Origin of the sequence: Clostridium sp. 1001271st1 H5 (genome assembly GCF_005845215.1) — a bacterium.
Lineage (GTDB): Bacteria > Bacillota > Clostridia > Lachnospirales > Lachnospiraceae > Enterocloster.
Genome location: NZ_SPHO01000017.1, coordinates 54,134 through 67,387, shown reverse-complemented (window position 1 = coordinate 67,387; position 13,254 = coordinate 54,134). Strand labels below are relative to the sequence as shown.

8 protein-coding genes are annotated in these 13,254 nt (G+C 52.4%); 5 read left to right on the top strand and 3 right to left on the bottom strand.

Features of this window, described 5'->3' with window-relative positions; all coding sequences use genetic code 11:
- Window positions 1–5: 5 nt before the first annotated feature.
- Both FGS84_RS22190 and FGS84_RS22185 read right to left on the bottom strand, forming a co-directional pair.
- Window positions 6–872 (bottom strand): ABC transporter permease, encoded by an 867-nt coding sequence (locus FGS84_RS22190; protein ID WP_138310497.1) that lies wholly within the window; start codon window positions 870–872, stop codon window positions 6–8.
- Window positions 873–889: 17 nt separating this feature from the next.
- Entirely contained in the window at window positions 890–1,891 is a 1,002-nt protein-coding gene (locus tag FGS84_RS22185) for an ABC transporter ATP-binding protein (protein WP_138310496.1), read from the bottom strand.
- A gap of 272 nt (window positions 1,892–2,163) precedes the next feature.
- Here FGS84_RS22185 and tkt point away from each other — a divergent pair, with 272 nt between their 5' ends.
- The 3 genes from tkt to FGS84_RS22170 all read left to right on the top strand — a co-directional run bounded on the left by tkt (window position 2,164) and on the right by FGS84_RS22170 (window position 10,064).
- Window positions 2,164–4,146 carry a transketolase gene (gene tkt, locus FGS84_RS22180; RefSeq protein ID WP_138310495.1) on the top strand — a complete coding sequence of 661 codons (1,983 nt, stop codon included), beginning with the start codon at window positions 2,164–2,166 and terminating at the stop codon, window positions 4,144–4,146.
- A 201-nt stretch (window positions 4,147–4,347) separates the two neighbouring features.
- Window positions 4,348–7,716 (top strand): response regulator, encoded by a 3,369-nt coding sequence (locus FGS84_RS22175; protein WP_138310494.1) that lies wholly within the window; start codon window positions 4,348–4,350, stop codon window positions 7,714–7,716.
- Between the two features lie 86 nt (window positions 7,717–7,802).
- Window positions 7,803–10,064 (top strand): extracellular solute-binding protein, encoded by a 2,262-nt coding sequence (locus FGS84_RS22170; RefSeq protein ID WP_138310493.1) that lies wholly within the window; start codon window positions 7,803–7,805, stop codon window positions 10,062–10,064.
- Window positions 10,065–10,160: 96 nt separating this feature from the next.
- On the opposite strand, the gene FGS84_RS22165 is transcribed toward FGS84_RS22170, so the two are convergent.
- Window positions 10,161–11,393, bottom strand: coding sequence for an argininosuccinate synthase (locus FGS84_RS22165; protein ID WP_138310492.1), 1,233 nt, complete (start codon window positions 11,391–11,393; stop codon window positions 10,161–10,163).
- Between the two features lie 247 nt (window positions 11,394–11,640).
- On the opposite strand from FGS84_RS22165, the gene argC reads away from it, so the two are divergent.
- Together argC and FGS84_RS22155 are read left to right on the top strand one after the other, a co-directional pair.
- Window positions 11,641–12,681, top strand: coding sequence for an N-acetyl-gamma-glutamyl-phosphate reductase (argC, locus tag FGS84_RS22160; RefSeq protein WP_138310491.1), 1,041 nt, complete (start codon window positions 11,641–11,643; stop codon window positions 12,679–12,681).
- A gap of 71 nt (window positions 12,682–12,752) precedes the next feature.
- Window positions 12,753–13,217 (top strand): GNAT family N-acetyltransferase, encoded by a 465-nt coding sequence (locus FGS84_RS22155; RefSeq protein ID WP_138310490.1) that lies wholly within the window; start codon window positions 12,753–12,755, stop codon window positions 13,215–13,217.
- Window positions 13,218–13,254: the final 37 nt, after the last annotated feature.

Genomic DNA, 13,254 nt, shown 5'->3' with positions numbered 1-13,254 from the left:
ATGATTCAACTCCATCTTCTTTTCTCAATTGACTGAACAGTCAGGAACAGCAATATACCGGCTGCGCTGAGGTAATAGACAAGGCCGCTGACATCCAGCATATGGCTGCTTACAATGCCGTCAAATACGTCTGTCAGGACGATTTTTCCCAGTAGTCCGGTCAGGGCCCGTTCAAACAGGCTCTGCTTTACAAAATAGATTCCCGCAAGAACTGCTGCTCCGGCTGCCTCCAGGCCCAGTGAAAGCGGAATATGGCCGGTAAGCCGGTACAGGATGAAACATACCAGGGACCACAGGATGAGAAAGCCGGCCAGAGAACCGGCTGCACTTACTGGTATGAAGTTCAGGAGCCCTGGCCAGAGAATGCTGAGGAGCAGGATGCCGAAGGTTCCTGCCGCGGCTATGAGCTGGCTTTCCGTAAGGGAGGAGATGAAAAGCCCGATGGCAATATAGACACATCCCAAAAGGAAGAAGACCAGTATGGATGCATAGTCTTCGGTCAGGTAAGCGGTCCCGGCGCTCCGGATGATAAGGGGGCATAGACAGGCAATGGCCATTGGTATGGCAAAAATAGTGACCATGGAAAGGAATTTTCCCATGACAATACCCCACACAGATACCGGGGAGGTCAGCAGCAGCTGGTCTGTCCGGGTCCTGTGTTCGTCCGACATGCTCCGCATGGTCAGAATCGGCACCGCAATCATCAGTATCATCAGTATGGAATTAAGCGTATAAGAAAAATAGGGGTAACCGTTAATCATATTGTAAACCATGAAATAAATGCCCATGAACGTGGTCATGAAAGCAATGAATACGTAGCCTGTCATGGAGCAGAAATAGGATTTCAGCTCCCGCTTATAGATGGCTCTCATTGGGAATCCTCCTTCTTTCATTGGTCTGGGCAGCTGTTGGTGGCAATGCTGTCCTGGTTTTCGGTATTTTCTGTTAAATCCTCTGTCAGTTCCAGGAATATTTCCTCAAGAGATGCTCTGGAGGGAACCATGGACAGAATAGGAAGCCGGCGGCGGGCCAGGGTATAAAAAATGGTTTCGCGGATATCCGTTTCCGCTGCCCTGTCACCGGTAAACTGCAGATTCACAACACAGGTGCCGTCCTCATTTCCCGTCTCAATTCTCTCTGCCGCCAGTCCCTGAATTTCCTCCAGCACAGGCTGCAGCGCCTCCCTGCTGCCTTTTACAACCAGCTCCAGCCCGGCCGCGCCTTTTAAACGCTGTTCCAGGTTTTCAGGGGTATCGCTGGCAAGCAGCTTTCCATTGGCAATAATCATGATATGGTCGCACACAGCGCTCACCTCGGACAGGATGTGGGAACTCAGGATAACGGTGTGTTTCTTGCCCAGGCTCTTAATCATGTCCCGTATCTCTATGATTTGTTTGGGGTCCAGACCAACGGTGGGCTCATCCAGGATAATGACAGAGGGCTTACCCAAAATAGCCTGGGCCATTCCCACCCGCTGGCGGTAACCCTTGGACAGGTTCCGAATCAGGCGTTTCCGGACGTCCGTGATTTTGACCAGTTCCATTACCTCCTGTATAGCCCCCTTCTGTTCTGCTTTGGGAAGCTTTTTCAGACAGGCCGCAAACTCCAGGTATTCATTCACTGTCATGTCCATATACAGGGGCGGAATCTCCGGCAGATACCCAATGCGTTTTTTTGCGGCTTCTGGTTCCTCCAGTATGTCGTGGCCGTCTATGAAGACCTGGCCCTCAGTGGCGCCCAGATAACCGGTCATGATATTCATGGTAGTGGACTTGCCGGCGCCGTTGGGGCCCAGGAAGCCGTATATCTGGCCGTCTTCCACCCGGAAACTTAAATGGTCCACTGCCAGATGGCCGCCGTAATCTTTCACAAGATTTTTTACTTCAATCACTGATTGTGTCCTCCTGTCAGTTTTTTATAAACATATTCATCAAACAGTTTTAAAATTAAAATGTGATGAAAATGTGTTTAAATTATAATCTTTTTATAACAATTGTTTTTAAATTTGCAAAATAACGCATAGAAACGCAAAATGTTGCACTGATTTTTGCGAGAAAAAGTATTGCCCTGTATGGATGGAATTGGTATAATAAAGGGCAGTTGGTAAAAAAATAACATCTATGATGCGTGGGCCCCCTTGGGGGCACCGGAATGGAGGGAACTATGAATCAGATTGATACAATGTCAGTCAATGCAATCCGCGTTCTGGCAGCAGATGCTGTACAGAAAGCCAAATCAGGCCACCCAGGTCTTCCTTTGGGAGCCGCAGCCATGTCCTTTGAGCTGTGGGCAAAACATATGAACCATAATCCTGAGAATCCAGGATGGGAGAACAGGGACCGTTTTATCCTTTCAGGAGGCCATGGCTCCACATTGCTGTATTCCCTGCTTCATCTTTTCGGCTACGGCCTTACAAAAGAGGATATGATGAATTTCCGTCAGATGGATTCCCTGACACCGGGACATCCGGAGTACGGCCATACAGCAGGCGTTGAGGCCACCACAGGCCCGCTGGGCGCAGGTATGGGCATGGCAGTGGGCATGGCTATGGCCGAGTCCCATCTGGCAGCTGTGTTTAATAAGGACGGATATCCTGTTGTTGACCACTATACCTATGTGCTGGGCGGCGACGGCTGCATGATGGAGGGAATTTCCTCCGAGGCATTCTCCCTGGCAGGCACCCTGGGACTGGGCAAGCTTATTGTATTTTATGATTCCAACCGTATTTCCATTGAGGGAAGCACGGATATCGCGTTTACAGAGAACGTACAGAAGCGCATGGAAGCCTTCGGATTCCAGCTGATTACAGTTGAGGACGGCAATGACCTGGATGCCATCGGCAAGGCCATTGAGGAGGCAAAGGCAGATACCTCCCGTCCGTCCTTTATCACGGTAAAGACCCAGATTGGCTACGGCTGTCCCGCCAAGCAGGGCAGGGCCAGCGCTCACGGCGAGCCCCTGGGTGAAGACAATGTAAAGGCCATGAAGGAATTCCTGAACTGGCCGTCCATGGAGCCGTTCTATGTACCGGATGAGGTATATGCCAATTATAAGGCATACGCTGAGAGAGGCGCCGGGGCAGAGGAAAAATGGAATGCATTATTTGCCGAATACTGCGGAAAATATCCGGAAATGAAGGAATTATGGGATAAATTCTATAATCCGAATCTGGCTGATGATGTTTATGACAGCGAAGACTATTGGGCATTTGAGGACAAGCCGGATGCAACCAGAAGTCTGTCGGGCAAGCAGCTTCAGAAGCTTAAGAACCTGATGCCCAACCTGATTGGAGGCGCAGCGGACCTGGCTCCGTCCACCAAGACCTACATGGCTGACATGGGAGATTTCTCCAAGGACAATTACGCCGGGCGCAACCTGCACTTCGGTGTGCGCGAGCTGGCCATGTCCGCCATCGGAAACGGCCTCATGCTTCACGGCGGCCTGAGGGCGTTCGTGTCCACCTTCTTTGTGTTCAGTGATTATACAAAGCCAATGGCAAGGCTGTCCGCGCTTATGGGCGTGCCCCTTACCTTTGTGTTTACCCATGACAGCATCGGCGTGGGAGAGGACGGACCTACCCATGAGCCTATCGAGCAGCTGGCCATGCTGCGCGCCATGCCTAATTTCCATGTATACCGTCCGGCCGACGCCACGGAGACAGCAGCCGCATGGTACAGCGCCGTGTCCTCCAGGAAGACGCCCACGGCCCTGGTGCTCACAAGGCAGAACCTGCCCCAGCTGGCCGGCTCCAGCAAGGAGGCGTTAAAGGGCGCCTACATCCTGGAGGATTCCGCGAAGGAAGTTCCGGATGCCATCATCATTGCCACTGGTTCCGAGGTGGAACTGGCAGTGGGTGCAAAGGCTGAACTGGCAAAAGAGGGCGTGGATGTACGCGTTGTCAGCATGCCGAGCATGGATGTATTCGAGGAGCAGCCTGAGGACTACAAGGAGAAGGTCCTTCCAAAGGCAGTGAGAAAGAGAGTTGCAGTAGAGGCACTGGGCGATTTCGGCTGGGGCAGATATGTGGGCCTTGACGGAACCACAGTGACCATGAAAGGCTTTGGCGCCAGCGCACCGGCCGGACAGCTCTTTAAGAAATTCGGATTTACGGTTGAGAATGTTGTGGCAGCCGTGAAGTCGCTGTAGAAATATAAGAGCAGCAAAAACAGACCCGTGGAGAACAGGCTTTTTCTTCACAGGTCTGTTTTCCGTTTTATGCAGTATGAAGCAGTATGCGGCCGGCGGGAGGCTCTGTTTTGTGAAATTGACAAATGGGCCGCTCAATAATATAATAATAGTTAAAGCTATTCAAAGTCATGTGGTTTCCGGAAAAGCGAGGTACGGCAGATGAAACAGATACGAAAAAAACATAAGTTTTCTCTGCCTGCGACCATAGCGGTCTGCATCGCTCTCGCGATTGTATTTTACCTGTCATTGTCTTATTTTCTGGAAGGATACCGCAGAGACATCTATGACCGTATCATTAATTCCAATATCTCTGCGCTGAAGGAGACAACCAATACCCTGATTTCCAAAACAACAGAAGGATTCAATCACTGCCAGCATGAGATACGCGTGCTGGGAATCGGCATGTCCGAAGATTTGAAGGAGAACGGCTTTGACTCCATGGACGGACTCAGTGAGGAGGACCGCAGTTATATCCGGGATTTTAACAGGGTGTCCGTATTCGATTACTGTGTGCTGCTGAATGAATCCGGCCGCGGCGTGTACAGCGAGGGAACGGCTGTGAAACCCATCAACCTGTATTCCAGCCAGGCATATGTGGACTGCCTGACCAGTCCGGACGGGGAGGCAATCAGCTTTATATCAGACCCGTTCAGCGCTTCCGGCAAGGATGTGGTTGCATTTTCCTGCCGTACGGGCTCAGTCATACTGATTGGCATCTACAGCCAGGATTCCTTCCGGTCCCTCTATGATTCCACCACCTTTGGGGACAATGCGTCCTATATGATTACCACTGATTCGGGTCTGATTCTCTCCCGCACCCATGTAAACCAGGAGCTGGGGGAATCCCTAAATCTGTTTACATATTTTGAGGAAAATCCTAAAAATGCAGGATTCTTTACTCCGGATGACCAGGGCAGGACGGACTGTGACAGGGTGCTGTGGGATTTCAGGAACGATAAAAGCGGCAGCGCCGAGATTTATTTCGGGGATTCCCGGTATGAGCTTGTGTATGCGCCGGTTCCGGGAACCGGATGGGATTTTATCTCCTGTGTTTCCTATGACCACATTACGGCAGATGCAGTGCAGATTAACCAGGAAACCATCCATCTGACCGTGTTCATCATTGCGCTGATGCTGGGTATGTTTCTGGTGATAGTAATCATGCTGGTATTTGTGGTGCGGGCCAACGCATCCAGGGAAGCTGTGCGCCGCGACCGGATTTTCACCCTTATGACCCATTATGTGCCCAATGTCATTGTCATTGCAGACAGTACAAGCGGGGCCATTGAGTATGCGTCCCGCAATACGGACCAGGTTCTGGGGATTGAGGATGCATTTGAAAATGTCATAGAAGAAAAGTTTTTATGCTGTATCAATGACAGCGACCGCCAGGCGGTTCTGGACCTTATCAGCCGAATCCGTAAGGGGGAGTGTGCCAGCGGCAGCCTGAAGCTGCGCTTTACCCGCCCCGACACCCGCAAGGATATCGTGCTGTCCCTTAATGCCTATCTGATTGCGGAACAGGACAGCAGCCAGCGCTTTATCACCCTGACGCTGGAGGATATCACGGAACGGGTACAGTCCCGCAGGCGTCTGGAGGAGGCGCTGGAGAGCGAGGCGCGGGCCAATGCCGCCAAGAGCACGTTCCTGGCAAGCATGAGCCATGATATCCGTACGCCCCTGAACGCTGTAATCGGCCTGACCAACCTGGCTCTGTATTCACCGGAGGACAGCAAGAAGGTAACGGAATGCCTTCAGAAAATCGCCAATTCCTCCAAGCTGCTGCTGGGGCTGATTAACGATGTGCTGGATATGTCTAAAATTGAATCCGGCAAAATGCAGCTGGCCGAGACTGAGTTTGAGCTGGGCGAATGGCTGTCCGGCGTGGTCACGGTGACCCAGTCCCAGACAAGTGTGCGCAGCCAGCATTTTGACGTCAATGTCTGGAATATCACCCATGAACTGCTGTGCGGCGACACGGTGCGCTTAGGCCAGGTGCTTACCAATGTGCTGGGCAATGCCGTAAAGTTTACGCCGAAGGACGGGGAAATCCGTCTGGATATCACGGAAGTGCAGTCGCCGGAGCCTGCATTTGCCCGCTACGTGTTTCAGGTAAGCGATACGGGCGTGGGTATGAGCCCGGAATATATGAGCCGGATTTTCGATATGTTCTCGCGGGACCAGAATTCCTACAGCCAGGGAATCCAGGGCACGGGCCTGGGCATGGCCATCACCAAGCGCATTGTGGACCTGATGGGAGGCACCATCCGCGTGGAAAGCGAGCCGGGTGAGGGCACCACCTTTACCATTGAGCTTTCCATCCGTCTGGGCAGCCGCCATGTGCCGCTGGCAGCCGGCTGCGCCATGCTGGTTATCGGCGAGCCGGGCAGCGAGGTAAAATGCCGGGATGCAGTGAGAAAGCTGGAGGAAATCGGTGTGGACGGAGCCTGGAAGACAGACTATCAGGCAGCAGTGTCCCTGGCAGCCGGGAAAAGGGCGGCAGGGCATCCGTTTTCCCTGGTATTTCTTCCCTATAAGATGCTGCGTTTTGACCAGGCATTAACCGGAGAAGGACTGAGGCGGGATTTGGGCGGCAGCACCCTTTTGCTGCTGGGACTGAAACCGGATGAGCAGGAACTGTCTGAGGAACTTAGACAGAAGGGATTTAACCATACAATCAGCCTGCCGCTGTTCAGGATGAACCTGTACCGGAAAATCACCGGAATGCTGGGGCAGAGCGAGAACACGTCCGGCGGGCTGGCCGGAGTATTAAAGGGCATGCATCTGCTGGTGGTGGAGGACAATGCAGTCAATCTGGAAATCGCAGTGGAAATGCTCTCAGGACTTATGGGAGCAGAGGTGGATACCGCCAGGGACGGGGAAGAGGGATGCAGCCGTTTTCTGGAAGCTCCTGAGCATACATACGATGTGATTCTCATGGATTTGCAGATGCCTGTTCTGGGAGGGCTGGATGCAGCCCGCAGGATACGGAGAAGCAGCCACCCGCAGGCAGCAGCCATACCCATTATCGCACTGACAGCCAATGCCTTTGAGGAGGACCGCAGGGAGACTCTTGAGGCAGGGATGAACGGCTTTGTTCCAAAGCCAATTGATTTCACAATCCTGGCAAAGGAGATTGCGCGGGTACGGCGCGAGGGACGCTGTCTGCGGCTGCTGCTGGCAGAGGACAATGAACTGAACCGGGAAATTGCAGTGGAGCTGATACGGGCGGACGGCCAGCAGGTGGACGCCGTGGAGAACGGACGCCAGGCCCTGGAGGCATATGTTGATGCTATGGACGGCACATATGACGCCATTCTGCTGGATTTGCATATGCCGGTCATGAACGGTTTTGAGGCAGCGGCAGCTATCCGGGGCAGCCGCAAGAATAGCGCGGGAACCATTCCAATCTTTGCATTTACATCCAGCAGCGAGGATGAGGTGCGGGCGGAGGCAGCCAGGGCAGGATTCGGAGCTGTTCTGACAAAGCCAATCAATATGGAGGAGCTGCGGGGCCTGCTGGGCTAAGGGGCGGCCTGGGGAGCCGGATGGGGGATGGGTCCCTGGGCTGCCATGGCGATGGACAAAATACCCGGGAAAGAGGGAGAAGGATTATGAAGAAACAGGTGGGAATCGGGCTGCTTCTGGGACTGCTGCTGATATGGGCTGCAACCGGATGCGGGGCTCCGGGCGATACTGCGGCCACAGAGGATAAGAAGCAGCAGAGCGGGTCTGCGCCGGCTGAGGAGCCGGTGGTGCTTCACGTGTACAATACCATGGGTGAGAACATCAATACGGAGCAGGCTGAGGCATATATCCACCGCACCATGCCGGATGTGAAAATAGAAAGCACCTATGAAATCGGACCTAAGATGGAAAATGCCCAGCTGTCAGCCGTGCGCAGCGGAGGGGGACCGGAAATCCTCTATACACAGGATTATTATACCTATGTCCAGAGCGGTTATCTGAAGGATTTGACATCGGAACCGTTTTTGAAGAATTACATGATTAGCGCCCTGAATGATGCAGAGGTAGGGGGGAAGGTGTATGCGCTGCCTGTGGGCAACGGATACATCTCAGGGCTGATGGTGAATCAGCAGCTGTTGACGGATTTGGGATACAGCATGCCCCGGACCCAGGAGGAGTTCATGGAACTCTGCCGCCAGATTCAGGCGCAGAGGGAGGAGACAGGGGTGCGGGCCTATGCGTTCGGGATGCTTTACAATGACGCTGCGGCAGTGGTGGCCATGCCCTTTCTGCTGGATGCTTACACGGACAGTGAATATGTGCAGTGGCTGAACCGGTACCGGAATAATCCGGCGGAGGTATCCTTTGAAAATCCGGCCTTTGCCCGTGTTCTCAGGGGGATTGAGGAGCTGGAAGGCCTTGGGCTGTACCAGAACGGCGACTTCCTGATGAGCAGCAAACAGAACCTGCGGGAAGTGGTTCGGGGAAACGCAGTCATGTGCTCAGTGAGCTACGTTGATTACGCAATGCATTTTGAGGAAAAAATAAAGGATGTGAACGGTGTCCCAAGCTATAAAATTGAAAAGAACGGCAGGCAGGTATGGGTGCCTGCCCGGGATTTTGTATTCATACCCTATATGGGCCGCACAAAGGAGGACCGCTGGCTGGCCACCAATGGAGACTGGTACCTGGGAATCAATGCGAACATCACAGACGAGGCTGTCCTAAAGGCCTGCCGCCTGTATCTGGAATATGTGGCCTCCACGGAGTTTGCGCCGGAATATTACAGTGCTACGGTTCCGGTGGGCGCAACCACCTATTACCGCCGGGATGACACATTAAAATACGATTATTTTCAGGATACCCATCCTGAGTTTTACCAGTGCCTTACGGAAAATTCCATTGTAAAGAACCCGTACCAGTTTTACGGTTCAGATTTGTTTACCTTTGCCCTGCGCCATTACCTGTGCGGCCAGAAGTATTATGCCGGTCTGGAGGGAGCCAGCTCCTACATGAAAGTCGGCGGCACCGAAGGGATGCTGGATGCACTGGAGGAGTACCGCACCACAGGAAAAAACCGTTACCAGGTGCCGGACCATGTCATAGGAAAAACAGATAAGGCGTACAATTATGTGCGCATATTTTCACGTTCCAATGAATCAGCCCTGGGGAACCTGCTGGCCGATGCCCTGCGCCAGTACACAGGCGCAGACCTGGCAGCCATCAATGCAGGCACCCTGACAGCGGAGCTGGAGGCAGGGGAGATAACAGAGTCTGATTTGGCCACATCCATGCTCTATGGTCTGAACAACCATGTTATTACCGTGCGCTGCAAGGGCGCCAACCTGATATCCATTCTTTCCACCAACAACCTGACTGACGCAGTGCGGTCGGACCAGTCCGGCGTGTTCGGCGGCATGGTGATACCCTCCGGCTTTACCTATACCATTACCTATGAGCCTGTGGAGGAAAATGCATATGGGGGAAAGGCTGAAATCAGCGATGTGCGCCTGTCAAACGGAGAGCCGGTGGACCCGGAGGCCTGGTATACGGTCACGACCACTGATTATGAGCTGGGGGGCAGCGACAGCTGGGATGCATTCACCATACTTCCGCCGGATAAACCTGCCGCGCTTCCCCAGGGCATTGCCGTCTACCAGACATTTGACCCGGAGAATGAGGCGGCCTGCCGGCTTTTTGACCTGAACACGGACGCCTATGACCAGCAGTACCAGCAGATAACGGACTGGGCCAGGAACCAGCCCAATATTATTGATGCTGTGATTGCCTATATAGAAAGCCACAGTGTAAACGGGGTGCTTGAGCCGGTTACCACCGACGGAAGGATTCGGATTATCAATATGCCGGAAGGGCTGGATGTGGAGAAAAACAGGATACATCTGGATTAATGCGGTTAAATACCTTATAGAAGCAGGAAAGAAAAATGCCCCGGAGCTGGAAATATCCAACCTCTCCGGGGCATTTCTTTTCTGTTTACGCCGTATTTACTGGCCCTTTTTGGCGGATTCCACCTCAGCCATTTTCATGGCCCTGACCTTAAGGGGCAGTCCGAACAGGGTGATGAAGCCGTCTGCGTCATGATGGTCATACAGGTCGCCTGTGGTGAAGGAAGCCAGGGATTCGCTGTATAAGGAGTATGGGGATGTGGTTCCGGCCTTGATGATGTTGCCCTTATACAGTTTGAATTTCACTTCGCCTGTCACATATTCCTGGGTGGACTCCACAAATGCCTGAACAGCCTCGCGCAGAGGCGTGAACCACTTGCCCTCGTAAACAATCTGCGCCATCTTGTCGGCCATGGTTTTCTTAGTCTCCATGGTGGCGCGGTCTAATACAAGTTCTTCCAGCTGCTGGTGGGCTTCCATAAGAATGGTTCCGCCTGGCGTCTCATACACGCCGCGGGACTTCATGCCCACCACGCGGTTTTCCACGATATCCACAATGCCGATGCCGTGTTTTCCGCCCAGCTCATTTAGCTTGCGGATGATATCGGAAACCTTCATTTTCTGTCCGTTCACGCTGGTGGGAACGCCTTTCTCAAAGGTCATGGTCACGTACTCGCCTTGGTCCGGCGCCTTTTCAGGCGTTACGCCAAGCACAAGCAGGTGCTCGTAATTGGGCTCCTGTGACGGGTCCTCCAGCTCCAGGCCTTCATGGCTGATATGCCATAAGTTCCTGTCGCGGCTGTAGCTGCTGTCTGCTGAGAAGGGCAGGTCAATGCCGTGCTGCTTGCAGTATTCAATCTCATCCTCCCTGGACTGCATGGTCCATACATCGGTCATACGCCATGGAGCAATGATTTTGATGTCCGGAGCCAGGGCCTTGATGCCCAGCTCAAAGCGGATTTGGTCATTGCCCTTGCCGGTGGCGCCGTGGCAGATGGCTGAGGCGCCTTCCTTGCGTGCAATCTCAACCAGTCTCTTGGCAATGGCAGGACGGGCCATGGAGGTGCCTAAGAGGTATTTGTTTTCATATACTGCATTTGCCTTTACACAGGGCATGATGTAGTTGTCACAGAAATCATCCACTAAATCTTCAATATATAATTTGGAAGCCCCGGATAATTTGGCTCTCTCATCCAGGCCGTCCAATTCACTGCCCTGGCCGCAGTCAATGCAGCAGCAGATGACTTCATAACCAAAATGCTCCTTTAACCACGGAATGATTGCGGTGGTATCCAGTCCGCCGGAATAAGCTAAAACTACTTTTTCTTTCATATTAATATCCTCCTGAGATTGCTGTACTGATTGAACTTTCATAAATATACAACATTATGTGATAAAATGCAAGCACTAAATAAAAATATTTAAAAGATGTTGCATATTATGCATTTATAATGTATAATTATGAAATCCATAAGGGGACCGGAAAATAAGGTTCATGGAAATGCTTCTTTTCATTTAAAGAAAAACTGACTATAATGAAGGCAGCAGCCAATATTTATAAATATAAGGAGATATGGATATGATTAAGGCAGGTATCATTGGTTCCACAGGATATGCGGGAGGAGAGCTGGCAAGGCTCCTGCTCCAGAGGGATGACATAGAGATTAAATGGTATGGTTCCAGAAGCTACATAGACCAGAAATATGCATCCATTTACCAGAACATGTTCCAAATCGTGGACAATGCTTGTATGGATGATAATATGAAGGCGCTGGCAGACCAGGTGGACGTGGTGTTTACCGCAACGCCCCAGGGCCTGTGCGCATCCCTGGTGGACGAAGACATATTATCTAAGGTAAAGGTCATTGATTTAAGTGCTGATTTCCGTATTAAGGATGTGTCGGTTTACGAAAAATGGTATAAGCTGACCCATGCATCCCCCGGGTTCATCGGTGAAGCCGTTTACGGACTGCCTGAAATCAACCGGGAAAAGGTGAAGAAGGCCAGGCTCATTGCCAATCCGGGATGTTTCCCCACCTGTTCCTTCCTGTCAGTATATCCATTGGTAAAGGAAGGGCTCATTGACCCTGATACCATCATCATCGACGCCAAGTCCGGTACATCCGGCGCGGGCAGGGGCAGCAAGGTGGACAGCCTGTACTGTGAGGTCAATGAAAACATTAAGGCTTACGGCGTGGCCTCCCACAGACATACGCCGGAGATTGAGGAACAGCTGTCCTATGCGGCGGGAAAGCCGGTAACCATCAGCTTTACCCCTCACCTGGTGCCCATGAACCGCGGCATCCTGGTGACAGCCTACGCCTCCCTTACAAGGGAAGTGTCCTACGAGGAGGTAAAGGCTGTGTACGACAAATATTATGCAGATGAATATTTTGTCCGTGTCCTGGATAAGGATGTGGTTCCCCAGACCCGCTGGGTGGAGGGAAGTAATTTTGCGGACGTGAATTTTAAGATAGACCCCAGGACCAGCCGGGTGGTGATGATGGGAGCCATTGACAACATGGTTAAGGGAGCAGCGGGCCAGGCCATCCAGAACATGAACCTGATGTTCGGCCTGCCGGAGAATACGGGACTGAAGCAGATTCCCATGTTCCCCTGATGGTCCGGGAGGCTGGTTTAAGGACACCCCTGAGAGAATAACAGAGGGAAAAAGAAAGGAAACATGAAAACATGGCAGGTACGATGGATATCCTTATCCGCGAAATGACCATAGCGGATTATGACCAGGTTTACGACCTGTGGACAGAAATCAAGGGCTTTGGAATCAGAAGCATTGACGATTCCCGGGAGGGGGTGGAGCGCTTCCTCAGAAGGAATCCCACTACCAGCGTGGTGGCTGTCCAGAACGGACATATCATAGGAAACATCCTCTGCGGCCATGACGGCAGGACCGGCTGTTTTTATCACGTGTGCGTGGCGCCGGGATACAGGAAGCACGGCGTTGGATACCGTATGGTGCGCACTGCCATGGAGGCCCTGCAGAAGGAAGGAGTCAGCAAAATCAGCCTGATTGCATTTAAGGATAACGAGGTGGGAAACGCCTTCTGGCAGGGAATCGGGTGGCGGGAACGGGAGGATGTGAATACATACGAATTCATACTGAATGAGGAAAACATCACCCGTTTTGTGCGGTAAGATAACACGGCGGCGCACCGGTACATAGGCCGGCGCA

Excerpts from the sequence above, each read along its gene's own strand:
- FGS84_RS22190 (WP_138310497.1), bottom strand. The coding sequence starts at position 872 with ATGAGAGCCATCTATAAGCGGGAGCTGAAATCCTATTTCTGCTCCATG.
- argC (WP_138310491.1), top strand. The coding sequence starts at position 11,641 with ATGATTAAGGCAGGTATCATTGGTTCCACAGGATATGCGGGAGGAGAG.
- FGS84_RS22170 (WP_138310493.1), top strand. The coding sequence starts at position 7,803 with ATGAAGAAACAGGTGGGAATCGGGCTGCTTCTGGGACTGCTGCTGATA.
- tkt (WP_138310495.1), top strand. The coding sequence starts at position 2,164 with ATGAATCAGATTGATACAATGTCAGTCAATGCAATCCGCGTTCTGGCA.
- FGS84_RS22155 (WP_138310490.1), top strand. The coding sequence starts at position 12,753 with ATGGCAGGTACGATGGATATCCTTATCCGCGAAATGACCATAGCGGAT.
- FGS84_RS22165 (WP_138310492.1), bottom strand. The coding sequence starts at position 11,393 with ATGAAAGAAAAAGTAGTTTTAGCTTATTCCGGCGGACTGGATACCACC.
- FGS84_RS22175 (WP_138310494.1), top strand. The coding sequence starts at position 4,348 with ATGAAACAGATACGAAAAAAACATAAGTTTTCTCTGCCTGCGACCATA.